Annotated in this window: 25 protein-coding genes and 1 tRNA gene; 7 read left to right on the top strand and 19 right to left on the bottom strand. The window is 49.1% G+C overall.

The annotated features are described in order from the left end of the window. Positions 1-4: 4 nt before the first annotated feature. Complete coding sequence (locus tag AM1_RS13050; protein ID WP_012163317.1) at positions 5-1,399, bottom strand: cobyrinate a,c-diamide synthase; 1,395 nt, start codon at positions 1,397-1,399, stop codon at positions 5-7. Positions 1,400-1,714: 315 nt separating this feature from the next. Here AM1_RS13050 and AM1_RS37595 point away from each other — a divergent pair, with 315 nt between their 5' ends. Further along, complete coding sequence (locus AM1_RS37595; protein ID WP_049783725.1) at positions 1,715-2,017, top strand: hypothetical protein; 303 nt, start codon at positions 1,715-1,717, stop codon at positions 2,015-2,017. A gap of 53 nt (positions 2,018-2,070) precedes the next feature. On the opposite strand, the gene opcA is transcribed toward AM1_RS37595, so the two are convergent. The 5 genes from opcA to AM1_RS13020 form a co-directional block, all read right to left on the bottom strand. Continuing rightward, entirely contained in the window at positions 2,071-3,423 is a 1,353-nt protein-coding gene (gene opcA, locus AM1_RS13040) for a glucose-6-phosphate dehydrogenase assembly protein OpcA (protein ID WP_012163314.1), read from the bottom strand. 42 nt (positions 3,424-3,465) lie between these two features. Then, the gene (gene zwf, locus AM1_RS13035) at positions 3,466-4,995 is read right to left on the bottom strand and encodes a glucose-6-phosphate dehydrogenase (RefSeq protein ID WP_010475541.1); all 1,530 of its coding nucleotides are present in this window, start codon (positions 4,993-4,995) and stop codon (positions 3,466-3,468) included. A gap of 121 nt (positions 4,996-5,116) precedes the next feature. Continuing rightward, entirely contained in the window at positions 5,117-6,262 is a 1,146-nt protein-coding gene (gene tal / locus AM1_RS13030; protein WP_012163313.1) for a transaldolase, read from the bottom strand. 44 nt (positions 6,263-6,306) lie between these two features. After that, a complete protein-coding gene (fbp, locus tag AM1_RS13025) occupies positions 6,307-7,380 on the bottom strand; it encodes a class 1 fructose-bisphosphatase (protein WP_012163312.1) in 1,074 nt (357 codons plus the stop codon). A gap of 310 nt (positions 7,381-7,690) precedes the next feature. After that, a complete protein-coding gene (locus AM1_RS13020; RefSeq protein ID WP_012161013.1) occupies positions 7,691-8,620 on the bottom strand; it encodes an IS5-like element ISAcma6 family transposase in 930 nt (309 codons plus the stop codon). 310 nt (positions 8,621-8,930) lie between these two features. Between AM1_RS13020 and AM1_RS13015 the strand changes: the two genes are divergently transcribed. Both AM1_RS13015 and AM1_RS13010 read left to right on the top strand, forming a co-directional pair. After that, positions 8,931-11,915, top strand: a complete 2,985-nt coding sequence (locus tag AM1_RS13015) for an FHA domain-containing protein (RefSeq protein ID WP_012163310.1) — start codon at positions 8,931-8,933, stop codon at positions 11,913-11,915. 294 nt (positions 11,916-12,209) lie between these two features. Continuing rightward, positions 12,210-12,944, top strand: coding sequence for a hypothetical protein (locus tag AM1_RS13010; RefSeq protein ID WP_012163309.1), 735 nt, complete (start codon positions 12,210-12,212; stop codon positions 12,942-12,944). 62 nt (positions 12,945-13,006) lie between these two features. Here AM1_RS13010 and AM1_RS13005 read toward each other — a convergent pair whose 3' ends face one another. Further along, the gene (locus tag AM1_RS13005; protein WP_012163308.1) at positions 13,007-13,459 is read right to left on the bottom strand and encodes a GNAT family N-acetyltransferase; all 453 of its coding nucleotides are present in this window, start codon (positions 13,457-13,459) and stop codon (positions 13,007-13,009) included. 56 nt (positions 13,460-13,515) lie between these two features. On the opposite strand from AM1_RS13005, the gene AM1_RS13000 reads away from it, so the two are divergent. Then, the gene (locus AM1_RS13000; protein ID WP_012163307.1) at positions 13,516-13,797 is read left to right on the top strand and encodes a cell division protein SepF; all 282 of its coding nucleotides are present in this window, start codon (positions 13,516-13,518) and stop codon (positions 13,795-13,797) included. Positions 13,798-13,893: 96 nt separating this feature from the next. Here AM1_RS13000 and rplL read toward each other — a convergent pair whose 3' ends face one another. The 9 genes from rplL to AM1_RS12955 all read right to left on the bottom strand — a co-directional run bounded on the left by rplL (position 13,894) and on the right by AM1_RS12955 (position 20,913). After that, complete coding sequence (gene rplL, locus AM1_RS12995) at positions 13,894-14,283, bottom strand: 50S ribosomal protein L7/L12 (RefSeq protein ID WP_012163306.1); 390 nt, start codon at positions 14,281-14,283, stop codon at positions 13,894-13,896. A 44-nt stretch (positions 14,284-14,327) separates the two neighbouring features. Continuing rightward, positions 14,328-14,858 carry a 50S ribosomal protein L10 gene (rplJ, locus tag AM1_RS12990; protein ID WP_012163305.1) on the bottom strand — a complete coding sequence of 177 codons (531 nt, stop codon included), beginning with the start codon at positions 14,856-14,858 and terminating at the stop codon, positions 14,328-14,330. 253 nt (positions 14,859-15,111) lie between these two features. After that, entirely contained in the window at positions 15,112-15,822 is a 711-nt protein-coding gene (gene rplA, locus AM1_RS12985; RefSeq protein ID WP_012163304.1) for a 50S ribosomal protein L1, read from the bottom strand. Between the two features lie 90 nt (positions 15,823-15,912). Continuing rightward, the gene (rplK, locus tag AM1_RS12980) at positions 15,913-16,338 is read right to left on the bottom strand and encodes a 50S ribosomal protein L11 (protein ID WP_010475526.1); all 426 of its coding nucleotides are present in this window, start codon (positions 16,336-16,338) and stop codon (positions 15,913-15,915) included. Between the two features lie 7 nt (positions 16,339-16,345). Beyond that, positions 16,346-16,966, bottom strand: a complete 621-nt coding sequence (gene nusG / locus AM1_RS12975) for a transcription termination/antitermination protein NusG (RefSeq protein WP_010475524.1) — start codon at positions 16,964-16,966, stop codon at positions 16,346-16,348. A 6-nt stretch (positions 16,967-16,972) separates the two neighbouring features. Next, positions 16,973-17,245 (bottom strand): preprotein translocase subunit SecE, encoded by a 273-nt coding sequence (gene secE / locus AM1_RS43965; RefSeq protein WP_012163303.1) that lies wholly within the window; start codon positions 17,243-17,245, stop codon positions 16,973-16,975. 279 nt (positions 17,246-17,524) lie between these two features. Continuing rightward, positions 17,525-17,597: transfer RNA gene (locus AM1_RS12965), tRNA-Trp, on the bottom strand. Positions 17,598-17,730: 133 nt separating this feature from the next. Beyond that, positions 17,731-18,093 (bottom strand): 50S ribosomal protein L19, encoded by a 363-nt coding sequence (gene rplS / locus AM1_RS12960; protein ID WP_010475520.1) that lies wholly within the window; start codon positions 18,091-18,093, stop codon positions 17,731-17,733. A gap of 114 nt (positions 18,094-18,207) precedes the next feature. Beyond that, positions 18,208-20,913, bottom strand: coding sequence for an EAL domain-containing protein (locus AM1_RS12955; RefSeq protein WP_010475518.1), 2,706 nt, complete (start codon positions 20,911-20,913; stop codon positions 18,208-18,210). Between the two features lie 260 nt (positions 20,914-21,173). Here AM1_RS12955 and AM1_RS12950 point away from each other — a divergent pair, with 260 nt between their 5' ends. Beyond that, positions 21,174-21,965, top strand: a complete 792-nt coding sequence (locus AM1_RS12950; RefSeq protein ID WP_012163302.1) for a cobalt-precorrin-6A reductase — start codon at positions 21,174-21,176, stop codon at positions 21,963-21,965. Between the two features lie 56 nt (positions 21,966-22,021). Further along, positions 22,022-22,864 carry a 2OG-Fe(II) oxygenase gene (locus AM1_RS12945; RefSeq protein WP_012163301.1) on the top strand — a complete coding sequence of 281 codons (843 nt, stop codon included), beginning with the start codon at positions 22,022-22,024 and terminating at the stop codon, positions 22,862-22,864. 11 nt (positions 22,865-22,875) lie between these two features. On the opposite strand, the gene dcd is transcribed toward AM1_RS12945, so the two are convergent. After that, entirely contained in the window at positions 22,876-23,472 is a 597-nt protein-coding gene (gene dcd / locus AM1_RS12940) for a dCTP deaminase (protein ID WP_012163300.1), read from the bottom strand. A gap of 16 nt (positions 23,473-23,488) precedes the next feature. Continuing rightward, entirely contained in the window at positions 23,489-24,025 is a 537-nt protein-coding gene (locus tag AM1_RS12935; protein WP_041659803.1) for a P-loop NTPase family protein, read from the bottom strand. A gap of 240 nt (positions 24,026-24,265) precedes the next feature. Between AM1_RS12935 and rph the strand changes: the two genes are divergently transcribed. Then, positions 24,266-24,985, top strand: coding sequence for a ribonuclease PH (rph, locus tag AM1_RS12930; RefSeq protein WP_012163297.1), 720 nt, complete (start codon positions 24,266-24,268; stop codon positions 24,983-24,985). 4 nt (positions 24,986-24,989) lie between these two features. Here the strand turns inward: rph and AM1_RS12925 are convergent, their stop codons facing one another. Beyond that, positions 24,990-26,336 carry a UDP-N-acetylmuramoyl-tripeptide--D-alanyl-D-alanine ligase gene (locus tag AM1_RS12925; protein WP_012163296.1) on the bottom strand — a complete coding sequence of 449 codons (1,347 nt, stop codon included), beginning with the start codon at positions 26,334-26,336 and terminating at the stop codon, positions 24,990-24,992. Positions 26,337-26,364: the final 28 nt, after the last annotated feature.

The raw sequence follows: 26,364 nt of genomic DNA, 5'->3' as shown, positions 1-26,364 counted from the left end.
AGCTTCAGCAGGTTGCTTTAAAGTCTCGGCATTGCTGGATAAAACGTTTTGGTATCTCAGGCTGGTTTCCCCAGTGGAGATGTAGGTACGAGGCGTGAAGATTATAGCGATGCCAGCCTTCTGAAATCTCTGAGGGGTGAGCAACGGTCTGTCGTGAGAACGTATACGTGGGGTTATCTCCGTCCTGATCCAGTTCGGAGTGGTGAAATTCATGACCCCAAACCGTCGTTCCTGCCGTGAGTAGGGGAGTGTTTTGGGTTGAGATCGCACATCGATACCCCAGCGTTAAGCGCTTCGCCATCTTGACGTTTGCTGGCAGTACGCCCACCATCGGAAACCTTTTTCCTTGCAAACCTTGCAAGGATTCACACAAATACATCAGCCCGCCACATTCAGCATAGGTGGGTAACCCAGCTTGAATCGCGGTTTTAAGATCCTGCAGAACGGCGACATTCTCAGATAATTCAACGGCAAACATTTCAGGAAAGCCACCACCGAGATAGAGACCGTGGATATGGTTGGGTAAGGCGTTGTCATGGATTGGGCTCCAAAATACCAGTTCTGCACCGAGGTGTCGGAGCTGATCGAGATTGTCGGCATAGTAAAAACTAAAGGCGACGTCTTTTGCGATCGCAATACGGACACGGCTAGACGGTGTAGAAGAGGTTAAAGCACTGATTTGAGGCCGAACAGGAGCTGCCAGTGGCGTTGGAGTGGCTTGGGTTGTAGCTAATAAAGGCAATAAAGCTGACCAATCAAAACAACGATTTCCGACTGTGGCCAACTGCTGTAACAGCCCGTCAGCCCCCTCTAATTCGTCGATAGGGACTAAACCTAAGTGACGATCGGGAATATGGATGGACGGCTGTCGCTGCAAGACACCTAATATTCGAATGGAGAGCGGCTGTAATGCTGACTTTAAACTTTGCAGATGGCGATCGCTTCCTACCCGATTGAGGATCACTCCGGCAATCTGGAGTTGTGGATCAAAAGATCGGTAGCCATGGACCAAAGCCGCGATAGAGTCTGATAAACGACTACAGTCTAGAACGAGAGCGATGGGTACATCTAAGAGCCGGGCGATATGAGCGGTGCTGCCTCTCCCTTGCTGCCCAATAGCGCCATCAAATAAGCCCATGACCCCTTCAATTAGGGCATAGTTGGCCTGCTGAGTATGGGTGTGAAAGATTTGCTGGGTATAGGGTTCAGATGTGAGAATGGGATCTAAATTTCGGCAAGGTCGCTGGGTGACTACCGTGTGAAACATTGGATCAATATAGTCTGGTCCAACTTTGAAGGATTGCACGACACCCGGTCGAGCTTTCAAGCTCGCTAGGATGGCAGCGGTCACAGTGGTTTTGCCCACACCACTGCGATCGGCTGCAATCACTAGTGACATTCAGGGTCCTCTTCAAAATGGTTACGCTAAATCTGCAAAGATGCTGTGCCAGCGTACAACATCTATGCTCTGAAAGTGAACTCTCTCAACACTACTCATCATCGAATTCTCTGTTGAATATCCGTAGTTTTACGGTTGATTAATTCTGAGACCGAATCAAGAGTTCAGTAATCTTACGGTTTTGGCCCCTTAGTCAACCGACTATTGTCAAGTTTAGAGGTTGGAATTTTTATCACTGTTAAGGCTCCATTTCTGGTCATTGGCAATTCCCTGGGAGCCATCGTTACGTAGGCATTTATTTCCAATGGGGGAACTATGGGAATATCCATTTATCCGAATGGCCAACTCAGGCAATGGTTTGTTGATCAAAAACGGCCAGCATGCAGACACAAAACTCACCGATACCATCAGGGGCAGCAAGGAACCGAATTTTTTCTCGAAACGACCGCCGATACGTCAGTGAGCTATATGACGGCTCAAAGTCCTGCGGTTCGTCCAGGCGATTATATTGAGATTGCCAGTCCCGACGGACCCCTCAAATTTCAGGTTGATGAAATTGAGTATTACAGTGATCCAGCAGATATGTGGATGGCTCAGCTTTACCCCTTAACAGCATGATGTTGGGCTAAGAAGTGTTCCCAGCAGTGTTGGATGAGAACCTTGAGAGAGAGTTAGCTCGCTGCAAGCTTGATCATCTGCGCTGTTATGGCAAGACTTTCTGAATATAGAACGTCTTGGTCCCAGCGCTGCAATTGTTGGCTGAGCAAAGTCTCAGAAGATTGATCTTGTAAAGGTGTGACGTGCTGAATCCGGCAGGATTGGGCTCCGCCCCCAGCTTCCATGCGCATGCAGCCTCGGGTCTCAGAGCACAGAACTGTACAACAATCGGCCTGTAAATTGGTAGACGCCAGTTTTAAATCAATTAAGTCTCCGGCTACTTCTCCAGGTTGGGTCGGTATCGCTGCCAATTCTGCTTGAATCGTGCGCTGCTCTGAATTGACGAATTGAATGCGTTTGAGATCATAGTCGCCGCCTTCAGACGTGAAGGCAACCGGTTGCCATTGCAGGCGACTTGCTAACCAACCTAAAAACATCAGCGCTTGGGCCGGATTACCTTTCTCATAATCTAAGGTGACGCGATCGACTTCACCGAGCGCTGCTCTTCTAGCAGGTGGATCAAAGGCTTCGGCTGTTAGTTCTTGCCAAGCTGCTAACCGCCGCCAGTTAAGGTCAACAATATTGGTCCCTTGAGACATTAATTCTTGCAGATTAATCAGTTCTGATTGAGCCTCTTGATATTGGCTGGAATCAACAATCACAGCCGTACTGGACGTGGCTAACCGCTGAAACAGCTCCATATTGGCGGCAGGCACGGCTTTCCACCACAAAAATTTAGGGAGTCCACCGATCATTAAAGACTGAACGAGACCTCCTACGCGATCTAGGGCCACTTCTGTGCCTTTAAGAGAAATATACTCACAGCAAATCAGAGAGCTGCGATTCTGTTTTTTGACCGGACAGTAGGCGGACAGCTGGGCGGATACCCCTTCATCTTCTCCACCCATGGGGAATAGGGAAATGACTCGACAAGGACTTTGGCTTGCGATCGCGTCCGCAATACCCGCTCCCCCGGCATCCAAAACATAGCCATCATCCTGAGTCTGACTGATTTGCTGCTCGGTCATAGCCTGGCGTAGTTTAGCCAGGGTTTCAGAATTCGGCTTGCCGGTTTCTGCCAATCCAAACTTCGTTTGGGCTGATCGTAAAGCGGCTTCCATTCGTGGACCATAAATGCCATCTACAGGGCCAGTGTAGAACCCTAATGCGGCCAAAAGCTGCTGAGTTTCTTCTGGTTCATAGACAACTAAGCTAAAAGTGGCGGCCCGAGTCGCCGTGGGGAACATGCCGCCATTGCCTGAAGAATTGTAGCTGGTCCAAATCTTACTTAATTCAGCATTAATATCATTGAGCGAAACGTCTTTTGGGGCTTGCAAAGAGACGATGGGAGCAGATTTTGTAGTCATAGGGCGAAGAAAATGGAGAACTAAGTGCGCATATTCAAAGATCTAGAGTCGTCGCCAGCGCCGACCATCGCGGTTAAGCAATAGCTCAGCAGCTTCTGGTTCCCAAGTCCCAGCTTCATAGGTGGGCACTAGGGCAGGATCTGTAGGCTCTTCCCAAGCCGTTAAGGCAGGCGTTAACACCCGCCAAGACTCCTCAACTTCATCTCCGCGGGTAAACAGAGTTTGATCGCCGAGCATAGCGTCTAAGAGGAGGCGATCATAGGCATCCCCTGTAGACTGGCCAAAAAAGGAACCATAGCTAAAGTTCATATCTACAGAACGAGTCCGTAGGTCTGGCCCTGGCATTTTGGCTTCAAATCGTAGGGAGATTCCCTCATTAGGCTGAATACGCATGGCTAATACATTGGGATTTGCCTGCTGGGCAGCAGATTGAAAGATTAAGAATGGTACTTGGCGAAAATGGATAGAAATCTCGGACACCTTTTTGGGCAAACGTTTACCGGTGCGCAGATAAAAGGGCACCCCTTGCCAGCGCCAGTTGTCAATCAGCAGCTTCAAGGCTACATAGGTGGGCGTTGTGGATTTGGGACTTACACCGGGTTCTTGGTGATAGCCCGGCACCTGCTCGCCTTTCATCCAGCCTTGGGTATATTGGCCGCGAATAGCAGAATTCTCGAGGTTATGGATATCTGCCAAGCGCATGGCTTGGACCACTTTGACTTTCTCTGTGCGAATTGCATCGGCATCCAAGGAGTTCGGGGGTTCCATTGCCGTGAGGCAAAGCAGCTGCATAATATGGTTCTGGACCATATCCCGCAGGGCACCGGAGGTTTCGTAATAGCCTGCTCGCTCTTCTACCCCCACGGTTTCCGCCACGGTAATTTGAACATGGTCAACAAACTGTCGATTCCATAGGGGTTCGAAAATGGCGTTGGCAAACCGAAAGATCAGCAAGTTCTGAACGGTTTCCTTACCCAGGTAATGATCAATGCGATAGACCTGGTTTTCGGCGCAGACCTCTTGTACAACCTTGTTAAGGGATTGGGCTGATCCTAAATCCCGACCAAAGGGCTTTTCAATCACTAGCCGTGTTTTAACGGGATCCGCCAACATCTGGGCGGCTCCCAGTTGCTGAATCGCTTCCGCAAAAAACTTAGGAGATACCGCCAGATAAAACACCCGGTTGCCCATGGTGCCGCGACGACCATCCAGTTCTTCTAAACGAGCTTTCAGCTTTTGATAGGCTTGGGGATCGTCCATATTGCCAGGGCAATAAAATAACCCTTCGGCAAAGCTATTCCAGACCTCTTCCGACTGAATCCCATCCGAAAATTCTTCAATCCCTTCGCGCATCTGTTGCCGGAAGTAATCATCACTCCACTCCCGTCGGGCAACACCGACGATGGTTAGTTCCGCTGGCAGGCGGCGCTGTTGTTTCAGATGGTAGAGGGCAGGGACTAGTTTCCGTTGGGTGAGGTCACCAGAGGCACCAAAGATCACCATAATCAGAGGCTCTGGTGTGCGTTCTTGGCGTAGACCGACGCGGAGCGGATTTTCAGCAAGCGTAACCATAGGCTGGGCAAACAAAGGGAAATAGGTGAACTTGGAAACGGTGAAAGTCAGCCCTTTGCACTAGCGCACTTCGACGTTTGGGTAACGCCCAATCCCCTAGGCTAAGGGCGAGTCGTCAGGCCTAAACGGTGGTCAACTGCTTGACCTTTTCTTCTAAGGAATTCAGTAATGAACTGAAGGGCTGCACAAATTTATCAATGCCTTCCGCTAACAATTCATTCATCACTTGGTCGAGGTCGATATGGATAGCAGAGTTGGAGAGGTTTGAGATTGTCTCATAGGCATTCTCCATATCCTGCTCCACTCGATTGTCAACATCGCAGTGATCGGCACAGGCTTGAATCGTATTGGGAGGCAAGGTGTTGACGGTATCAGGACCCACGAGCTCATCCACATACATGACGTCGCTGTATTCTGGATTTTTGGTGCTGGTGCTGGCCCACAGGAGGCGTTGAATATTGGCCTCTTGGGCTGATAAGGCTTTCCAACGGTCGGTTTGAATGATCTTTTTGTATTCTTGATACGCGATCTTGGCATTTGCGATCGCAACTTTGCCTTTCACCTGAGCAATTTGGGTGGCCAGATGAGACTGATCGGGGCTGAGGGCTTTGAGTTTGGCGTCGACTAGCCCATCTACCTTGGAATCAATGCGGCTAAGGAAAAAGCTGGCGACGGACGCAATCTGGCTAATATCTTCGCCTTTGGCAACCCGTGCTTCTAAGCCGCGAATATAGGCCCAGGCCGTATCAATATAGCTTTGGACTGAGAAGAGTAAGGTGACATTGACGTTGATACCATCGGCAATCACCTGTTCCACAGCAGGTAAGCCTGCAGGTGTGCCCGGAATTTTGATCATGACATTGTCACGACCGATCTCCCGATGATACCGATGCGCTTGCTCAATCGTGGCTTGAGTATCGTTGGCAATATTAGGCGGCACTTCGATGCTGACGTAACCATCTAGCCCTTGGGTTTGGTCATAAATGGGCTTGAAAATATCGCAGGCATTGCGAATATCATCAAAGGTCAAAGACTCATAGATATCCAGAACCGACTTGCCCGCTTTGATCCCGGCTTCGATGTCGGCATCATAGGTAGCATTGCCCGCAATTGCCTTTTCAAAAATAGCCGGATTAGAGGTGATCCCGCGAATGCCTTGATCTTGGGTCATCTGCTTCAGCTCTCCCGATTCAATTAAATCGCGGCTGAGATTGTCCATCCAAATGCTTTGACCAAAGGTGCTGATTTCGAGGAGATGGTTTGTCATAGGAAACTCCGTAATCGATCGAGTAATAAGGGTAGGTTCTGCCGTTAGGACTTCAGCGCAAGCTCTTCTTCCGCCTGTCTTTCTCTGTCTTCAATAAAAGATTCAACTAAGGCCACATCCTCAGTGCTGCCAATAATCAAAGGCGTACGGGCATGAAGATGATCGGGAACCACGTCCATTAAAGGAGATTGGCCTATACTGGCTCGTCCGCCCGCTTGCTCCATCAAATAGGCTAAGGGGGCCGATTCATAGAGCAGTCGCAGCTTACCATCAGGATTTTTCAGGGTGCCGGGGTAGATAAACACACCCCCTTGAAATAAGATGCGATGAAAATCTCCCACCAAAGCCCCGCTGTAGCGGGCCGTATGGCCTTCATGGCGATGAACATAGCGAGTAAAGTCCCGGAGGGCATCTTCCCATTGCCAGAAATTCCCCTCATTGACGCTATAGACTGGACCATGTTTAGGGATCGTCAGGTTTTCAGCAGCCAGAATAAATTCTCCCAGGCTTGGATCAAGGATAAAAACATGGACCCCTTTGCCAATGGAATACACCAAGACGGTACTGGGACCGTACAGAATATAGCCTGCGGCAATTTGCTGATGGCCATCTTGTAAGAGATCCTGACCTGTATGGTCGGGATCGTTACCGACTTGCTGGCGAATGGAAAAAATAGAGCCAACGTTCAAGTTCACATCCACGTTGGAAGACCCATCAATGGGGTCATATAGCAGGGTATACCGACCAATGGGGCAGTTTTCAGGGATGTAGTAAGGCTTCTCCATTTCTTCAGAGGCGAGCCGACATACCAGACCACTCTGCTTAAAGGCGGCAATAAACACCTCATTGGCATAGATGTCCATTTTTTTGACTTCTTCGCCCTGGACATTGATATCGCCTGTGAAGCCTAAAGCGCCTTCTACAAGCCCCGCTCGACTGAGGCGGCGAGCAATCAGTTTCCCGGCCAACCCAATTCGAGTCATCAGAGCACTCATATCTTGGGCTTCTGGGCTAAAACTTTGGAGATGTTCTAGAACATGACGAGACAAGGTCGTGCAGTCCCGGTCAAGCGCAAAATCGTAACTTAGTTCAAGGGAAGTGCTGTCAGAACTATTCATTTGAGGTCCCCATAATGGGTGACAGACGGCCCTGTTGCGGGTGGCTCTGTCTTGATACCTCCCATCTTAAGAAGGCATTCTGAAAATGGCCTGAGTCTTTAGGTGAACTACAGAATACCTTTATATTCTGCGACTTCAGCCCTCCTTATCCCCGTTTATCCAGCAGTCAACAACACCGGCCCAAATTGCGGATTTATCTTGCTGAAAAGGAGTAATGATGTTCGTTAAGGCGGTAAAAAAATAGTCGATCAAAACGGCTTTGTTGCATGAATCGCGTAAAGGCTAGATGAATTGCCTCTCCTCGTTATTCTTAAGCTTCAACCCAAACAGTCTCGGGTTTGGCGATCTGAATCATTCGATTGAGTGCCGCACACTGCAGGAGTAACTCTGTGGCTTGATTATCAAAGTTACGGGAACGTACCTGACCCCCAAAGATAGTTTTGAAGCGAAACATCGTCGTTTCAGCTAGAGACCGCCGATGATAGTGGGCTTGTTTTTTCCACCTCTTTCGTCCCTGTTTTCGGATGGCTCTGAGATTTTGATCTCGTGGATGGGGTGGAGCATTGCAGTTTCCATGTTGCCAAATTTTGGCATTCTTCCTTGGGGGAATTGCAGCTGTGGCATTGCGCTCCATGAGGGCATCATAGCAATGACTTTGGTCATAGGCTCCGTCAGCAGAGACCTGTTCAATCTCATCGTCGATGCCTTCAAGGAGATCTTCAAACACTTCACCATCCTGAACGTCATTGGTTGTCACGACACCCGTGAGAATTTCTCCAGTGGACTCATCAACACTCAAGTGAAGTTTACGCCACGTCCGACGTTTGCTCACACCATGTTGCCTGGTTTTCCACTCTCCTTCACCATAGACTTTGACCCCTGTGCTATCGATAACGACGTGAATGGCACCTTGCTTAGGTATAACGGGCAATGAAATCGATAGCTGACCTTTCCGCCGAGAGACGGTGCTGTGGTCACAAACGGGAAGCTCAATTCCCATCAACTCAAACAATGAATTTAGAAATCCTTCGGTTTGACGCCCTGCTAAACCATAGATACATTTGACGGTCTCGAAGGTGGAGATTGCTGTATCGCTATAGGTCAGAGAGGCTCCCCGCTTTTGTCTCGGTGTGGTTTCTAGCCAATGAACGATAGCTGATTGTTCGAGCCAGAAGGTCACACTTCCCCGCTGTTTGAGACCAGCGTTATACTCGGACCAGTTGCGGATTTGGTAACTCATGGGCTAGCGGTTTTTGGTGGTACATAAACTCTAGCCCGCGCCTAATCCGCAGCACCTATTCATGCAACAACGCCGATCAAAACCCTGGGTGATGGAGTTGTGATGCGCAAGACCTGGGTGAAGATTGGCCTGATTGATGGTAAATCATAGCCTGTCGATGCTGACATTGCCTGGAGCCATTAGGAGTGACCGTTATGGTTGAGGGGGCTCAATCTGCTGGGAAGATTATCTCCATTTCGGGCGAAAAATAGCCTAGGCTTTTGTATGACTGCCTTTAAATGTATCGCTTCCATTCTATCCTTGGCCCGTTATGCCTACTTCTGCTCAGCTTCATGTCATTACTGATGGCGACGAGAACAATCGAGAATTTCGGTTAACACAAGCCACCTTTAGTATTGGGTCTGATCCAGATAATTCCCTTGTCTTAGAACATGGATCGATTTTGCCGCACCAGGCTGAAATTGTGTGGCAGGCCGATCATTACGTTCTGGAGGTGTTGGGTAACCCAGAGATACTTCGCATCAATCAGAAACCCCTCGTCTCTAAAGAACCGATCAAACTCCATCCTGGGGATGAAATTCAGATGGGTGGTACCACCATTCATTTCCGGGAAACCCTAGGCACGGGCGTATTTCCCCATGAGTCTGCTTTGCCAGGAACTGTGGTTAGCCAAACCCATTGCGATCGCGTTTTGCAAGTCACCACTTCTAAATGGACCCAGGACTTTCCCCTCAACCAAGAAACCCTGACCCTGGGCCGACATCCCCAGTGTGATATTGTCATTGACTTACCCGTGGTGGCTGATCGCCATGCCCAATTGAACTGGGAGAATGAGACATACACCATTCGAGATTTAGACAGTCCTCACGGTCTCACCTTTGCCGGCGATCGAATTCAAGAGAAAGCGCTGCAGGATGGCGATTTTTTCTCCATTGAAGATCAGGTGACGTTGACCTATCAGGTGATTCCGCAAACGGATGTCATTGAGCAGGTCGAAACCCTCGTCTTGCGGGAACTGAAAAGTCTGAGTTTTGGTCGTGATCCACGCAATACTACCGTGATTGATCATCCTGTGGTCTCCCGGTTTCATGCCCAAATTGGCCTCAAAAGCGGCACCTGGGTGATCGAAGATCTCCATTCATCGAATGGAACCTACGTAAACGGTCGCCAGCTCCGCAATCCCCAACCCCTCCGCCCAGGCGATACGATTCGCATTGGCCCTTATCACTTTGTCTTTAATTTTGATGAAACCCTGATTCAGCAGAATGATTCAGGCAACCTCCGCCTTGATGCGGTGCACCTGAGTAAGGTGACCAGCAAGAAAAATATTCTTTTAAACGATATTTCCCTATCGATCTTGCCTCAGGAGTTTGTCGCAGTAGTGGGGGTGAGTGGAGCGGGCAAGTCGACCCTTCTGGATGCTTTAAATGGACTTCGCCCTGCTACGAGTGGCTCCGTCTTGGTCAATGACCAGGATTTATATAAGAACTTCAACCTCTTTCGCACAGAGCTAGGCTACGTTCCCCAAGACGATATTATTCATCGGGAGCTGACCGTGAGCCAGGCTCTAGATTATGCAGCGCGTCTGCGGCTTCCAGCTGATGTAACGCGAGCCGAACGTAAACAGCAGATTCAATCTGTGCTTCAAGATTTAGAGCTGCGGGAACGGGAGCATCTGCGCGTGCGCTCCTTAAGTGGTGGTCAACGCAAACGAGTCTCGATTGGGGTGGAGCTATTAACCCAGCCCAGTTTATTTTTCTTGGATGAAGCCACTTCGGGGCTAGACCCGGGGACTGAAACCTTGATGATGCGGTTACTGCGGCGGCTTGCGGATCAAGGGCGAACCATTCTTCTGATCACCCATGCCACCAAAAATGTCATGGTTTGTGACCTCGTTGTGTTTTTGGCGAAGGGAGGGCGGATTGCCTATTTTGGTCCCCCGGCTGAAGCCTTGACCTATTTTGGAGTAGAGGATTTTGATGAAATCTACCTCAAAATAGAAGGAGAGCAAACGCCAGAAATCTGGGAACAGCAATACCGCCAGTCCACCCTCTATCAGACCTATATCACTCAGCGTCAGGCCAGTTTATCCGTTCCCACCACGCCCCAAAAAGCAAAATCTAAGCCCCCTCAGCCGCGAACGACGGCTATTTCAGGTTGGCGGCAGTTTGCGATTCTGGCCCAGCGCAATTGGACCATTCTGCGTCAAGATCGGGCTAGCTTGATTTTAATGCTGGCATTAGCTCCCATTTTGGGCCTGCTAGATTTCGTGATGTGGCAGCGCCCCATGTTTGATGCCACCAAGGGTGATCCGGGGCAGGTGTTCACGCTGCTCTTTATTACGGTTTTGACGGCTGTGATGGTTGGCAGCTTGGCGATGATGCGGGAGATCGTCAAGGAACGGGAGATCTATCGACGCGAACGGATGATTGGGCTCAAGATTTTGCCCTATGTATTTTCCAAGGTCTGGCTGAGCCTCCTGTTAGCTCTGTACCAAGCCGCTATCTTCCTGCTGACCAAGGTTTTGGCCGTGAACTTGCCCATCGATTGGCATGGCCTCCTAGGCATGTATATCACCCTTTTCTTGGCTACCTTGGGGGGCATGGTGATGGGTCTGTCTGTCTCTGCCTTGGCTCCTAACCAGAGTGTGGCACCTTTGCTGACGATTCTGTTCTTACTCCCTCAAATCACTTTTTCTGGGGCCATTATCTCTCTGGATTCCCTGGGCACGCCAGGACAAGTCCTGAGTCAGCTGACGGTTACTCGCTGGCCCTATGAAAGTTTAATTACCCTGTCTGAAGTGGGCAAAGATATTGCAGGAGATTCTTGCTGGCAACTATCGACGGACGCGCGAGAACAGTTGAGTGATGAGGGTAAAGAGAACTGCCAATGTTTGGGACCACAAATTTTTACCCAATGTACTTTCCCTGCCCTACGCCAAGAATATGATCCAGCCGTAGATCAGCCTCAGCCTGCTAAACCGGAAGATCCAGGCGATCCGCCCAAATTAACGGCTGACAATCGGTCGACTTATGAAGATGAGATCGAAGACTATAACGACCAGGTTAAGGACTATCGTGACCAATTGGACACTTGGCAAGATCAGTTTAGTGATTGGCGGGAAAAACGCGGAACTGCGATCGCAGCTGCAGAACTCCTAGTGGGGCGATTTCATGATAAGGCAGGCACTGCATTTGCCGTCAATGTTGGTAAACATTGGCTGAAATTAGGATTAATCATGGTGGGAATGCTGAGTCTGGTGGTTTTTATCCAACATCGTCAAGATGTCATCTAATTTTGATAAATATATGTAAATTTAGGTTTCAAACCACTGATATTGCCCTGCTTCCCTTGAAGAAGAAGCTATCTTATATGAGGTGGTCCCATACTGACAACTTTAAAAAGTCGCGTTCTACATCTGTCGGTTGTGAACCGTTCGATCAGCTATCAATTTTAGGCTTCAGTTTTAGCTTAAAGATTTTTCTCTAATCCTAGGCCTGCAGATATGGAATGCTATGCGATTCAAAGCGCGCGTAGACTGTTTGCTTTGAGTCAACCGCCACCATAGCTCAATTCATAGGGCACTCCCATGCACGACGAAAGCATCATTCCATCTTCTGTTCCCAGGCTCAAAACCCTTGTGGATTCTGAATTGAATAGTCATCGATGGCAAGACAAGCTGTTGCCAGTCGATACAGTTTTGGGGGAAGAAGATGTAGCAGTCTTGCGACAAGAATTGGAAACGGCCCATAATTTGCTGCAATATCAGCAATGTTTGATCGATTCCCTCACTGAACAATTAGTGGGCCATGAATCTCATCGCGCGCAGCTCGAGCAAGATTTAGAGAATGCCGAGCGGGATGCTCATCGGGAAGCTGAAAAGCTGCAAGAGTTTCAGTCGATTTGTCAGGACTTGCGATCGCAACTTCGTCGCCAACAAGCCCGCATTTGTGAATACAAAACAGTATTGAAAAATAACTCCAACACCTTTGTACCGAATGCTAAAGTTACCCCTCGGCAAATGGTTTCCTTTGGCTATGCCACCGTGGCCGTGGATGATTCGCTGCTAACCTCTTCTTCCGCCGTCTCGCCTTGGTCTGCCACGGATCCCAGCAGTGTCTCTGATGCCTTTGCGATTTGCTGTCGGAAGCTAGCTGCCTTAGGTCTACAAAATACAGGCGGTCGACAGACTAGCCCTCAGACTGTGGCGTTACCTACCTCTCAGTCTTCCGTAGAGAAGCAGTCACCGCCAACGGTGGATGTAGAAATCCAACCCTCCTATCCATCTTCTCCCCAGCCAGAACTTCCTAATTTCGTTCATTAGGCTGATAGGGCAATCAATTGTATGAGGTCTGTATACGTTGCCTCTTCACTATTAGCGAGGGACTACGCATAGTACATAAACTCAACGGGAATGCGGAGTAAAACCTTCGCAACTCTGGAGAGTCCAAATTTTCGTTTCAACCCTGGGGGCAGTGCCTGCCACTCCACGATCTGAAATCCCATGCGCTGATAATACTGGCATAATCGTTGCCCTAGACATTCGAGATATAGGGGTTGGGATGCCTGTTCAATTAAGTGTTGAGCCAATAGGGTGCCTAGCCCTTGACCTTGATGGGTGGGTTTCACGACTAAGCTACCCAGTTCTTGAGCATCTGGAAAGACCCGCAGTTGTCCACAAGCGATAACAGTTTGATGTTGTTCAATCACCCAGAATTGAGACCATCGGATCTGGGTTGGATCCAGTCTGGCAGACCAGACTAATCGCCGAATAGAGCCAATATCTGTAGCGATGGCAGGACGCAATTGGCAATCTTTTGGCAGTAAAGGCTTCTGCATATTGACAAGTTGCGCTAGTTTAGACGGTAACGATCAATGGATTCAGGTGAGCAAGTATGGCTAACTTACTGCCACTTCCTGGGATATCCAATTATACAATTGCTGTTCTTACCCCCCAGACCTTTGACGAAACTGCCCAGGCTGTCGATGCCCTTAAGGCGGGAACCGTTATCCTCTTAAATTTTGCCAGCTTGGGGACTGAACTGGCTCAACGATTTGCCGATTTTGCGGCCGGCAGTACGTGTGCGATCTCAGGACATCAACAACAACTGGGGCATCAACTTTATCTGTTTACGCCTCCCACCGTCGATATCATCACACAATTAAAGACTTGCTAAGAGAAGGTCTCCTAACAAGCCTTTAGTTTGAAATTTGAATGTAGAGGATATAGCTGATTCAGCCAGGTTTAACCGGCTAAACGGCAACGCTAGGCACTACTTGAGAGAAGCCTTTCCACCTGCATCTTCCAGGCTCTTCTTGGCTTCTTCGGCGTCCTCTTTGGAAACCCCTTCCTTGATGGACTTGGGTGTAGATTCCACCATTTCTTTGGCTTCTTTCAGACCTAAACCAGTCAAGGTGCGGACGACCTTAAGAACGGCAATCTTCTTGTCTGAAGGCACTTCTTCCAAGACGACATCAAATTCAGTCTTTTCTTCGGCTTCCTCACCACCTGCTGCTCCACCAGCACCAGGGGCAGCCATCATCACACCTGCGGCAGGAGCAGCGCTCACACCAAAGGTTTCTTCAATTTGCTTGACTAAATCAGCAGCCTCAAGAAGGGTTAAGGATTTTAGCTTTTCTAGAATTTCTTCAGTTGCAGACATGGTTCACTTCCTTTTTTGTATTAATGATTGGATGGAAAATGCGGCTAAGCAGCCTTATCAGAGTCTGAATGCGCTTGTAAGGCTCGGGCCAGTGAAGCGGGAACCTCATTGATACCCACAGCAACCTTGGCAGTCACAGAGTTGATAGCCCCAGCAATTTGAGCCACCAAGACTTCTTGTGATGGGAGGTCACCGATGGCCTTGATATCCTCTTTAGAAAGAGGCTGGCCGTCCATGACGCCGCCCCGGAGCTCTGTTTTCTTCGTTGCTTTTTGAAAGGCTTGGTAGGCCTTAATAGCGCCACCTAAGTCATCCTTAATCAGCAAAAAAGCAGAGGAATCGGATAACCAGTCTGATAAAGGCTCCCACTTTTCATCACCTTTGATGGCTCGACGCATCAAAGTATTTTTGGTGATTTTGCACTGAGCACCTGCAGGACGTAGCTTATTACGTAGCTCCGTAATTTCTGCCACTGTTAATCCTTGATAGTCAATGACAATCGTCATGACGGTATCACTTAGATTCTCTTGCAGCCCTGCCACAATTTGCTTTTTATCTTCTAGGGTTCTACCCATTCTTCTGTTCACCTCCTTAATCGGTACATAAAAACGAAACTTGTCAGTCCCCACAACAAAAGACCTTGGGTGCAGGTAGGTCCAAGGTCTTTTGATAACGCTGACTTAGAACGCTTTTGCGTTTTAAGAGCTATCATTCAAAACCTCAGTAGGCCATTAAGCGTTGAGCCCCTACCGTCTACGGTCTTTACTATTCAGTTGCATGAGGGATTAATGCAAAGGCTTGATCCTTAAAAACTTAAATGTGTTTGGGCTAGTCAGTCAGGTTGAGGTCTCGTAAGGACGAAATATCAACTTCGATGGACGGCCCCATGGTGGCTGACACATAGAGACTACGCCAGTACCGTCCCTTGGCACCCGATGGACGATTGCGATCGATGGTGTCTTGAAGGGCCTTCAGATTCTCTAATAGATCTTGAGCAGAGAATTTAGCCTTGCCAAACATCACGTGCACAATTCCAGTGCGGTCCGCTCGAAATTCAAGTTTACCCGCTTTGAATTCTTCAATCGCTTGGGGCAGATCGAACGTCACGGTTCCTGCCTTTGGCGACGGCATTAAACCCCGAGGACCCAGAATTCGACCCACTTTGGCCACCTGAGGCATCATATCTGGAGTGGCGATTAACAGGTCAAAATCCATCCGACCTTGCTGAATTTCAGTGATCAGCTCTTCTGAACCCACTACGTCAGCACCGGCATCTGTCGCTTCTTTAACTTTCTCACCCCGGGCGACTACAGCAATACGCACTTCTTGACCGGTGCCTTTAGGTAAGGCCACCGTTGTCCGCAGTTGCTGATCTGTATATTTGGGGTCAATACCAAGACGAATATGTGCTTCAGCCGATTCTGGAAACTTAGCTGTGGCGGTTTTGCACAACAGCTCTAGTGCTTCTAGGGGTTCATAGGCACGGTCTTCAACCTGCTGTTTTAACTCGCGCATCCGGCGAGAAACTTTCTTAGTCATAATTTACTCCTGGGGTACTAACGAAGCCATGGCCTCTTCCCCAAATAGGTGAACAAAGACGGGTATTAAAGCATACCCTGATCACTGGGCTTAATCAACGACAGCAACGCCCATGTTGCGGGCCGTTCCAGCCACAATGTTCATGGCTGCTTCAATGTCATTGGCATTGAGGTCAGGCATTTTAGTCTGGGCAATTTCTTGCAGTTGGGCCTTGGTAATTTGCCCTACTTGGACTGCATTGGGTTCTCCTGATCCCTTCTCAATGCCAGCAGCCTTCTTGATAAGGACAGAAGCGGGTGGCGTTTTGAGAATAAAGGTAAAACTGCGGTCTTCGTAAACTGAAATTTCAACCGGTACGACGAGACCAGCTTGATCAGACGTTTTGGCGTTGTATTCCTTACAGAACATCATGATATTGACACCATGTTGTCCTAAGGCGGGTCCAATTGGGGGGGCAGGGTTGGCTTTGCCAGCTGCGATTGCCAATTTAATAATTGCTACTACTTTTTTTGCCATGGATGAATTACTCTTTTCGCACCTGATTAAATTCCAATTCTACGGGGGTATCCCGCCCAAAAATCGAAAGTAGCGCTTTGAGCTTGTTACGCTCAAGGCTAACTTCAATTACTTCACCCTCAAAGTCTTTGAATGGACCATTGAGAACTTGAATCTTATCGCCAACAGACATATCGACTTTGACCACAGGCTCTTGCTCTTGAGCCTGGCGGAAGATCCGCTCGACTTCTGAAGGACTGAGGGGCATCGGTTTAACATGACCGCGACCACGACCGTACCGACGTTGCTGTTCGGCACCGACAAAGTTGATGACGTTGGGGGTGTTTTTGACCACCTGCCAGGTTTCGTCATCTAAAATCATGCGGACTAGTACATAGCCGGGAAAGACTTTTTCTTCGCCTGTTAGACGGCTACCATCTTTCCGAACCTTAATAGTCGGGGTTTGTGGAATTTCAATCTGAACAATACGGTCTGCAACATCTAGGGTTTGCAGGCGTTGTTCCAGGTTATGCTTGACCTTTTTCTCGCATCCAGAAGCAACTTGAACGGCATACCAATGCCGAATTTCAAGGGGACCTTCGGGGACTGAACTAACAGCCGGAGTGGTACTTAGGGGGTCATCAGTCATGGGCACTTATCCAAATACGAGTGTGGAAACCCACCTAAACAAGTTATCGATAAATGAAAAAATGAAGGCAGAGAGTGAAACCATCAAAAAGACTGCAATCGACTCACTAATCAGCTGTTGACGATCGGGCCATACCACTTTTTCCAGTTCTTCTTTGGTTCCTTGCAAAAAACCAGTTGAGCTGGCGGCATTAGAGCTAGTAGCTGCTACCGCAGCTCGCTCTGGCGTAGGACTAGAGCTTTCTGAAGATTCCCCAGCACTAGCAGTAGTGGCAGCCATGGGTTCAGGCGTTGCATCAACGTTGGATGCGGGTGACGGCTGACTGTTTGCTGCGTTGTTTTTTTTCTTTCTTCTTTTAGCCACTTTTGCTAATCCTTGGATACCAACTGCTGGGTATTTATGCCCCGAGCTTGCCCACGGCCGACTATAAATCGAGCTTGCCAACTAAATTGGCTATAGATAAGGCAATTGCGTTTAAGCAAACCTAGGGCATGAGTTGAAAATCAATCTGGTTGACTCAGCCCATGACACAGTCCATCTAAACTGATCTGAATTGAGCGCGCCCTGGAGGACTCGAACCCCCGACATCAGGTTTTGGAGACCTGCGTTCTACCAACTGAACTAAAGGCGCATAGGGCTACCTAGATGGACTGAGTAGGTTTAGGGTCTCAAGGACCTCTACTTTCTCAAGTTTACCTTGCTACGGTAGCACTGATAGATGATTGAGGCTGGTTGGATAATGTGCGAACCACACCAAACTCCCTCTACAGCTCTCTATCAAACCGTTGCTTGACACGAGTTGCCTTGCCGACGCGATCGCGTAAGTAATACAGCTTAGCGCGGCGCACTTTACCTCGGCGAACCACCTTGATATTGGTGATGCGAGGAGAGTGAATCAGAAAAACCCGTTCTACACCGACACCTTGGAAAATCCGCCGAACGGTGATGGTCTCATTGATTCCACCATGACGTTTAGCAATGACAGTCCCTTCATAAGGCTGGGTGCGCTCTTTATTGCCTTCTCGGATTTGGACTCCGACTCGGACAGTATCGCCAACATAGATTGTTGGTAATGTTTCTTTGAAATGCTCCGCTTCAATTGAGCGAATGATCTCCTCAGCGTGCATAATTTTTCACAAAAAGTCACAAGATCTAAGGATACTATATTTCCTTACTAATCGTCCATCATTCATGATGGCTTTTGAAATCAAGAGTGAAGGTGAGCTCAGGATGAGATGAATCTAGGTTTGTACAGAGGTGGATTGACTTAATTCTGGACTAGAGACTAGGGTTCGCAAGAGAGATTGAGATTGGTTCCGTTGGAGCCAGTTGGCTTGTAGGATATCCGTTGTACTATCGACGCTCAAGGGACGGCTAAATAAATAACCTTGAACAATCTCACAATTGAGGGATCTGAGGAGTTCTAGCTGTTCTTCATTATCCACACCTTCGGCCACCACTTTCAGGTCGAGACCTTTGCCTAAGGCAATCACGGCATTGATAATTTCCACATCTTTAGAGGCGGGCTTTAAATCTTGAATAAAAGACTGATCAATCTTGAGGGTATTGAAAGGGAGTTGCTTCAGATAATTGAGGGAAGAGTAGCCAGTGCCAAAGTCATCCATGGCGATATGAACCCCTAGGGCCTGCAAATTACAGAGAATGGATTTTGCAAATTCCATATTTTTTACCGCAATGGTTTCTGTAATTTCCAGTTCGAGTTGTTGGGGATTGAGGCCGGTACTTTCTATGACCTGGGCCACAATTTCAACTAAATTCGGTTGATAGAACTGGCGAGCGGATAGATTAATGGCAACGGATAAAGGCGCTAGTCCCAGTTTGTGCCAGAGTACGGCCTGTTGACAGGCGGTTCTTAACACCCATTCTCCCAACTCCACAATTAAGCCGGTTTCTTCTGCGATGGGAATAAAGGTGGCTGGTGAGACTAAACCCATTTCTGGATGCTCCCAACGAACAAGGGCTTCTAGACCGACAATTTCGCCGGTGCAGATATTGACCTTAGGCTGATAGTGCAAAATAAATTCATCGCGATCTAGGGCATGGCGCAAGCTGTTTTCCAGAATGAATTGCTCTTTGGCATTCATAGTGGGGTTATATAGCTGACACGTGCCTCGACCCTGTTCTTTGCTGCGATATAAAGCAACGTCTGCATTTTGCAATAAGATTTCTGCTTCTTGGCCATCTTCGGGGTAGATGGCAATGCCAATGCTGGTGGTGACAAACAATTCGTGCCTACGAATGACAAATGCTGCTTTGAGCGCATCCAAAATTCGATAGGCCGTATTAATGGCGTCGTTGACAGACTCAATTTTGGGCAGGAGAACGGTAAATTCATCGCCGCCCCACCGGGCAACGGTGTCTCCATCCCGCAAACAATCCTGGAGACGAAGGGCCACTTCCTTAAGAAGCTCATCACCGATGGAGTGCCCTAAGGTATCGTTGATCAATTTGAAGCGGTCTAAGTCCATAAACATAACTGCAACACTGCCATTGTTGCGCTGGGCAGATGCTAAGGCGATATTCAGCCGATCGTTGAAGAGGACACGGTTGGGCAGATCGGTGAGGGCGTCATGAAAGGCTTGATGGCGGATAATTTCTTCTTTGTCTTGCCGCTGTAGTGCCGCGCTAATACTGGCTGACATGGCAAATAGAATGGATTCTTCTTGCAGGGACCAGTGATATTCGCGGGTGCAGTTATGAAGTTCAATAAATCCCCAAAATCGGTGATTGACAATAATGGGAACCACTAAAATCGACAGAATACTGTCTTGGGCTAAGACCTGTTGTTCGATTTCGGGCAAGTCCTGGACCAGGCTGCGAATGGTGACCTCGTCGGTTAAGGCGTGATACCAGCGTCTGAGATGGGGGGAGTGATAGCTTTGCTCTTGTCTATGGGGACGGTGGCGCACGGACTCAATGGAGGAGCGAACCCACTCAAACCGCATGCTAGTTCCGCTTTCGCCGGTATCCGGTAGCGTGTGATTTTTGCAAATACAAATGCGATCCACACCAGCGGCTTCACCTAAAATCGCCAAAGCCGTGTCAATGGCGTCGTATCCAACATTTTCTAGGAGATGTGTAGTGGCTTGAGCCACGCTTTGTAGTAGGCGATCTCGTTTGCGGAGTTCAGCTTCAGCTAGCTTGCGCTCGGTAATATCAAAGACGCAGCAGCGAATCAGATCGCTCTCAGAAATAAAGTGAATGGATTGTTCATACATCTTGTCGGCAACAGTAATTTCCCGGACTAAGATGTTGGTATCAGAGGTGTGGATGAAATTAAGGAGGCCGTTTAAGGCTGGATGCTGCATCCCTAATAGAGGGAGTTCTGGGAAGGCGCTGACTGCGGCTGGATTGAGATACGTCAGTTCTCCTTCGAGATTAATCTCCAGCATGGGGCTGGGTGAAATTTCGGGGAAAGAGGCCAGTCGAATGAGAGGGGCCTCGTCCAAACCTTCCTCTTCTAGGGCTGAAGGTTGTTCGGGGACGACTGTCGATTGAGACGCAGGAGGGGTGAAGAGGGCTTCATAATCGGCAGTACGACAATATTCCTCAAATTCTGCATCAGATTGAGGAACAACGGCAATGTATCGAGCTTTGATGTGGTTGCCAAAGGTGAGTAGATCTTGATCTTGCAGGCGACGTGACCGACATTTAACGCCATTGACCTTAATGCCATTTGTGCTGCGCTGGCCTTGTAAGTCGCCGTCAATCAGTAAGAAGCCATAGTTATTGGGATCAGAGCTGGTCACCCGCAGTAATAACGCATGCTGACGGGAAACTGCTTTTGAATGCAGCACTATGGAATTGGTTGGATCACGCCCCAAAGAGTGTGAGGAGGCCTCGAGAGGCACCAACCTTAACCCTTCTTTGTCCTCAAAAATGAGTAAATGTCGGGCCTGTTTTTTCTGATTGATTTCCACAACCAAGTCGTACTCAAGTCTATTGAGAGTTGTTAAAAGGCTTATAACAGCAGCGCCTTTTGGTTAGGTACCTGCGTTGATATCGACAACCTCACAACCTATTGCTAGGTTTCCCCCCTTGAGGTAGAACGAATTGGTTCTTAATCCCTAGGATGCCCAAAAAAGTCTAGTTAAAGTGCATTTTTCTTCAGGCATTAATTTAGCAGTCTAGCCATAGACTCAGTGTTCACTTAATGTTAAAGCTAATTACTCTCAATTGCTTAAAGATGCCTGCTCGAATTTGGCTTATTGGAGGGACAACAGAAAGTGTTCAGTTAGCTTCTGCCTTAGATAACGCTGGTCTTCCTGGCGTGATTACGGTCTTGGCTGCCTCGGCGCAGACGCTGTATCCTCAGGCGTTGGGACTAACTATTTGTACAGGGGCTTTAACCGATCACACCTGGCAAACATTTTGCCGAGACCACCAAATTAGCGCGATTTTGGATGCCTCTCATCCCTATGCGACGGAAATTTCGAAATTGGCCATGCAAGCTTCAACTCAGCTCCGGATCCCTTACTTAAGATTTGAGCGATTCTCTGAGGCTGATGATAGGGTGACTCAAAATCCTTGGGTGGTGAAGGTTGATACCATTTCGCAACTAGTGAATGGGCAATACCTAGAGGGGCAGCGAGTTTTATTGACGCTTGGCAGTAAATGGCTATCGCTCTTTCAAGAATACCAATCCACCAGCACATTATTTGCGAGAATATTGCCGCGTGCCCAAGCGTTTCAGGCGGCAGATGACGCAGGATTTAGTTGCGATCGCATTATTGCTTTGCGCCCTCCCATTTCCTTCGATCTGGAAAAAGCCCTTTGGCAGCAGTGGCAAATCTCTGTTGTTGTTACGAAAGCGTCTGGCCAGCCTGGGGGAGAGGATATTAAGCGTCGTGTGGCTCAGGCCTTGGGCGTTACCTTGATCATCATCAAGCGACCTATATTGCCCTATCCGCACCAAACGAGCGATATAGAAGCTGCTGTGCAATTTTGCCAAGCTGCCCTCCACCAGAAACCGGTCTAAGATGTGGAAGACCAGACCGCTGATGTGGGCTGCCATGATTTGAAATACATTCAGCTATGACCCCACCTTCTATCGTTAAAGTCGAATTGCTCCTCCAGGGCGGACATCATCAAACCGTTTATTTGCAGTCTACAGATCCGCTGCTACAGCGTTTGTTTCAAGCGGTTTCGGCTAAGTCTCAGCCGCCAGAATTGTTTCAAATCCCGTTACAGGCAGGCCATGCGGGGCTGTGCTTTTCCAGTCAACATTTAGTGGGTTTGGTGACTGAACCCCCCATGTATATTCAGCCGACGTTCAATCCAGCGCCTTTAGAGGTGCTCCCCTCTCCCTATGTGCAGATGGAGCAGTTTTTGACGGCTGCTGAACATCAGGCCTTACTCCAAACCACCATTCAACAAGAATCTGCGTTTGTGCCCACCCAAACCACAACGGATACCCCTGATTACCGTCAGTCCATGATTCTGCCGAATTTAGATGGCTTGGCCCAGCGGGTGATGGAACGCATTGAGCAGGTCTTGCCCGCCGTTTTGACACAGCTGAAGCTGCCTGCTTTTCAAGCCTCGGAAATTGAAACTCAGCTCACGTCCCACAATGATGGCAACTTTTACAAATTGCATAACGATAACGGCAGTCCTGATACAGCGACCCGTGAGCTGACTTACGTTTACTACTTCTATAAAGAACCCAAGCCCTTCTCAGGGGGAGAGCTGCGGGTGTATGACAGCAAAATCGAAAATAACTTTTACGTCCAGGCAGATTCGTTTCAAACTGTTGATCCCCGCAATAACAGCATTGTCTTTTTTCTCAGCCGTTATATGCATGAAGTGTTACCAGTGACTTGTCCCTCGAAGCAGTTTGCCGACAGTCGCTTTACGATCAATGGCTGGATTCGGCGTTAATGCGACGGGGATCACAACCTGGCTAGGGTGACCTGTTCTTCTTGGTCTTGATATTTCCCTTGCCGGGTTTCGTAGCTAACGGTGCAGGGCTCGCCTTCAAAAAAGAGCAGTTGGACAATGCCTTCATTGGCATAAATCCGGCAGTCAGCGCTGGATGAATTCGAAAACTCCAGAGTCAAATGGCCCCGCCAGCCAGCTTCGGCGGGAGTCAAATTGGCGATGAGACCAATACGGGCATAGGTGCTTTTGCCAATACAGATGACCGTGACATTTTCCGGCACCGCTAAACGCTCAAGGGCGACCCCCAAACCATAGGAGTGGGCTGGCAAGATAAAATAGCTGCCATTCTCATCGGTATGCAGGGCTGCGGGTTCTAAATTTGCAGGGTTGAAATGCTTGGGATCAACGATGGTGCCAGGGATGTGGCGAAAGACACGAAATTCGTTGGCACTCAATCGCAAATCATAGCCATAGGACGATAGACCATAGCTAATCACGCGCTGAGAGACCCCTGGATTGCCTTCCACTTCCCGTACGAGCTGGGGTTCAAAAGGGCTAATCATGCCTTGACTAGCCATCCTGGTGATCCAGGCATCATTTTTGATCACAGAAACCTCTTCAGGACTAAGGGCAAACGCTGCGTCGCATCTCAGTAATTTGGTCGGCGACATCCATCAGGGACGAGGGCATATTCGGCCCCGTCAAAATCATATCAATATGCTGAGGACGTTGCTTAATCAACCCTAAGACTTCTGATTCGGGAATGAGATTGAGGTGGAGGGCCAAACTGAGTTCATCCAAAATCACAAGGGAGTAATCCCCATCTGCGATCGCAGTTTTTGTATGCTGCCAAAGATCTTCCATGGCCTGCATTTCATCGGCCTCTAACTCTGGTGTATCAATACAGCGCGGTAAATTGCAGCGATACCAGTCCAAATTTTGACAGAGATGCATGGGGTGGTGGTGGCCCATATTGATGCCCCCTTTCAAAAATTGGACGACGAGTACCCGCGTCCCTTGCCCAGCCTCCCGAAGTGCTTGCGCCATCACCGAAGTGAAAAAGCTGCGATGTGGTGCAGTGAAGATTTTGACCAAGCCTTCGACAATATGGCGTGATGGAGAATCAACTGCGCGGGGAGGAGTATCTAGCTGGGCTACCATAGTTTAGATGCTAACAACAGATGTAGCGTTCACCTGTAACTTTCCCCCATAGTCAACACCATATCTATCGGATCCGTCAACATTTTTATGGGAAGTATTAAGTTTTGAAAGAATCTTTTACTAAAGCCCGGATTTCGAGTGGGTGATCTAGAGTATGCTGGTTGGGATTTAAACTGGCTCACCCACAATACTTAGGTCAGTGGTGGATGCCAGCCCCTGTGTAGTTGAGAATAAGCATACATGACTTGGCAACGTCCTGATGGTCGTCAACCGGATCAGCTTCGACCGATTCGGTTTCACCGAGAGTATACCCACTTTGCCGCTGGATCGGTACTGGCAGAATGTGGACAGACGAAAGTTCTGTGTACGGTCTCTGTGCAGCCCGGTGTCCCCCGGTTTTTAGAAGATACGGGCCAGGGGTGGTTAACGGCAGAATATCGCATGCTCCCTGGCTCAACCCCAGAACGGCAGCGCCGAGAACTGATGAAATTATCGGGACGCACTCAAGAAATTCAGCGGTTAATCGGTCGGAGTTTGCGGGCAGCCCTCGATTTACAGGCTCTAGGAGAACGAACCTTGGTGGTGGATGCCGATGTCTTACAAGCCGATGCAGGAACGCGCACGACATCCATTACAGGTGGATTTGTGGCCCTTGTGGATGCGGTGAATCAGCTGGTGAGCAAGGGAGAAATTCCCCAATCCCCCATTCGTCATCATGTCGCCGCCGTATCGGTTGGGTTGCTAGAAGGTCAGCCCTTTCTAGATCTCAACTACCCAGAAGATGTCGGTGCGGCGGTGGATTTGAATGTCGTGGCAACGGAACAGCTAGAGCTGCTAGAAGTTCAAGGGACGGCGGAAGAAGGCACTTTGCCTCGTCCCCAGCTCAATCAAATGTTAGACCTGGCAGAAATTGGCATTCAACAGTTAATCGAGGCCCAGCGTCAGGCGTTAGCCTCGTAAGCGCCTAAGCCTTGACTTGGGTGAAATGGTCGACAATGCGGTCTAGCCCCACGGAGTGGGACGCTTTGCAGAGAAGACGATCGCCCGGCTGAATATGCTGATCGAGATAGTCCATCAGGGCTTGGTGTTCAGCAAACTGCTCCGTGGGGACCGTGGTTGTTCCTGCTGCTAAGGCGGTTCCTTCCGGTCCTTGATCGAGGATCAAAAGCTGATCGATGTTTAGGGTCTGGACTAAACGGCCCACTTGGCGATGGAGTTCGGCGGCATATTCTCCCAATTCTTTCATCGGCCCCAGTACCGCAATTCGCCGCTCACCGGGTGTTTGGGCGAGTAGATGGAGAGCTGCCTGCATGGACTCCAGGCCAGCGTTATAGGTCTCATCTAGAACCACCACATCGTTGGGCAGGGTGAGTTTACGAGCTCGACCGGAGGGAAGTTCTAGGGAAATACCCTGCTGTAGGGGAGCGAGATCCAAATGGAGATGCTGGGCGATGGCCAGGGCGGCTAAATAGTTCAAGGCATTATGAGCCCCTGGCAGGGGTAATGGAAAGGAATGATCCGCTACCTGTAGTGTTTGATCTGCTAGCTGACCTTGTAAATCGCCAGAGTCGAGGCCATAGGTGACTTGAGCCCCCGACCACACGGTTTGAGCCGTTTCAATCAGTAAAGAATTATCGGCATTGAGAACCGCCAGACTCTCTGCAGGCATCTGGGCCAGTAGCTCACATTTGGCTTGGGCAATGGCTTCTCTAGACCCTAGACGACCAATATGAGCAGTGCCGACATTGGTGATTACACCAATGGTGGGTTGGGCAATCTGAGATAGTTCTGCGATTTCTCCTGGCCCCCGCATCCCCATTTCCACAACTGCATAGTCATGATCGGCGGTTAATCCTAACAAGGTTTTGGGAACACCAATTTCGTTGTTGTAGTTGGCTTCGGTTTTGAGGACGGATCCAGCCGTGCCGAGGACCGCCGAAATCAGCTCTTTAGTGGTGGTTTTGCCGACAGAGCCTGTAATGGCAATAATCGGGATTTGAAACTGCTGTCGCCACCATTGCCCCAAGCGTTGATAGGCCACCAGGGTATCTGGAACCACTAACTGGGGAGTAGCCGCATCGATGGGGTGATCGACAATAGCGGCGATTGCGCCCTGCTGCACTGCCGATTCTGCAAACCGATGACCATCAAAGTTCTCCCCCGAGAAGGCCAGAAAAATTTCCTGGGGTTTCAGGCTGCGAGTGTCCGTATTAACGCCTTGAACCTGCTGGGAGGTTAAAGCACCAGGGATATGAAGGGGCTGTGCGGCCAGAATCTCGATTAGTTGGGCAAGGGGAGCCTGCAAGGTCATGGGAGAGGATGTTCTAAAGACTGCTAGT

Origin of the sequence: Acaryochloris marina MBIC11017 (assembly GCF_000018105.1) — a bacterium.
GTDB classification, from domain to species: Bacteria; Cyanobacteriota; Cyanobacteriia; order Thermosynechococcales; family Thermosynechococcaceae; genus Acaryochloris; species Acaryochloris marina.
Note: the sequence above shows the minus strand (reverse complement) of the source record. Positions and strands in the feature narration are given on the sequence as shown.

Coding starts and splice junctions, on each gene's coding strand:
- fbp (WP_012163312.1), bottom strand. CDS start 7,380: ATGAATAGTTCTGACAGCACTTCCCTTGAACTAAGTTACGATTTTGCG.
- rplK (WP_010475526.1), bottom strand. CDS start 16,338: ATGGCAAAAAAAGTAGTAGCAATTATTAAATTGGCAATCGCAGCTGGC.
- rplA (WP_012163304.1), bottom strand. CDS start 15,822: ATGACTAAGAAAGTTTCTCGCCGGATGCGCGAGTTAAAACAGCAGGTT.
- secE (WP_012163303.1), bottom strand. CDS start 17,245: ATGGCTGCCACTACTGCTAGTGCTGGGGAATCTTCAGAAAGCTCTAGT.
- rplS (WP_010475520.1), bottom strand. CDS start 18,093: ATGCACGCTGAGGAGATCATTCGCTCAATTGAAGCGGAGCATTTCAAA.
- AM1_RS12945 (WP_012163301.1), top strand. CDS start 22,022: ATGACCCCACCTTCTATCGTTAAAGTCGAATTGCTCCTCCAGGGCGGA.
- opcA (WP_012163314.1), bottom strand. CDS start 3,423: ATGACTACAAAATCTGCTCCCATCGTCTCTTTGCAAGCCCCAAAAGAC.
- AM1_RS12950 (WP_012163302.1), top strand. CDS start 21,174: ATGCCTGCTCGAATTTGGCTTATTGGAGGGACAACAGAAAGTGTTCAG.
- AM1_RS13010 (WP_012163309.1), top strand. CDS start 12,210: ATGCACGACGAAAGCATCATTCCATCTTCTGTTCCCAGGCTCAAAACC.
- AM1_RS13020 (WP_012161013.1), bottom strand. CDS start 8,620: ATGAGTTACCAAATCCGCAACTGGTCCGAGTATAACGCTGGTCTCAAA.
- AM1_RS13000 (WP_012163307.1), top strand. CDS start 13,516: ATGGCTAACTTACTGCCACTTCCTGGGATATCCAATTATACAATTGCT.
- rplJ (WP_012163305.1), bottom strand. CDS start 14,858: ATGGGTAGAACCCTAGAAGATAAAAAGCAAATTGTGGCAGGGCTGCAA.
- AM1_RS37595 (WP_049783725.1), top strand. CDS start 1,715: ATGGGAATATCCATTTATCCGAATGGCCAACTCAGGCAATGGTTTGTT.
- rplL (WP_012163306.1), bottom strand. CDS start 14,283: ATGTCTGCAACTGAAGAAATTCTAGAAAAGCTAAAATCCTTAACCCTT.
- AM1_RS13005 (WP_012163308.1), bottom strand. CDS start 13,459: ATGCAGAAGCCTTTACTGCCAAAAGATTGCCAATTGCGTCCTGCCATC.
- AM1_RS13015 (WP_012163310.1), top strand. CDS start 8,931: ATGCCTACTTCTGCTCAGCTTCATGTCATTACTGATGGCGACGAGAAC.
- AM1_RS13050 (WP_012163317.1), bottom strand. CDS start 1,399: ATGTCACTAGTGATTGCAGCCGATCGCAGTGGTGTGGGCAAAACCACT.
- AM1_RS12925 (WP_012163296.1), bottom strand. CDS start 26,336: ATGACCTTGCAGGCTCCCCTTGCCCAACTAATCGAGATTCTGGCCGCA.
- zwf (WP_010475541.1), bottom strand. CDS start 4,995: ATGGTTACGCTTGCTGAAAATCCGCTCCGCGTCGGTCTACGCCAAGAA.
- rph (WP_012163297.1), top strand. CDS start 24,266: ATGACTTGGCAACGTCCTGATGGTCGTCAACCGGATCAGCTTCGACCG.
- AM1_RS12935 (WP_041659803.1), bottom strand. CDS start 24,025: ATGGTAGCCCAGCTAGATACTCCTCCCCGCGCAGTTGATTCTCCATCA.
- nusG (WP_010475524.1), bottom strand. CDS start 16,966: ATGACTGATGACCCCCTAAGTACCACTCCGGCTGTTAGTTCAGTCCCC.
- tal (WP_012163313.1), bottom strand. CDS start 6,262: ATGACAAACCATCTCCTCGAAATCAGCACCTTTGGTCAAAGCATTTGG.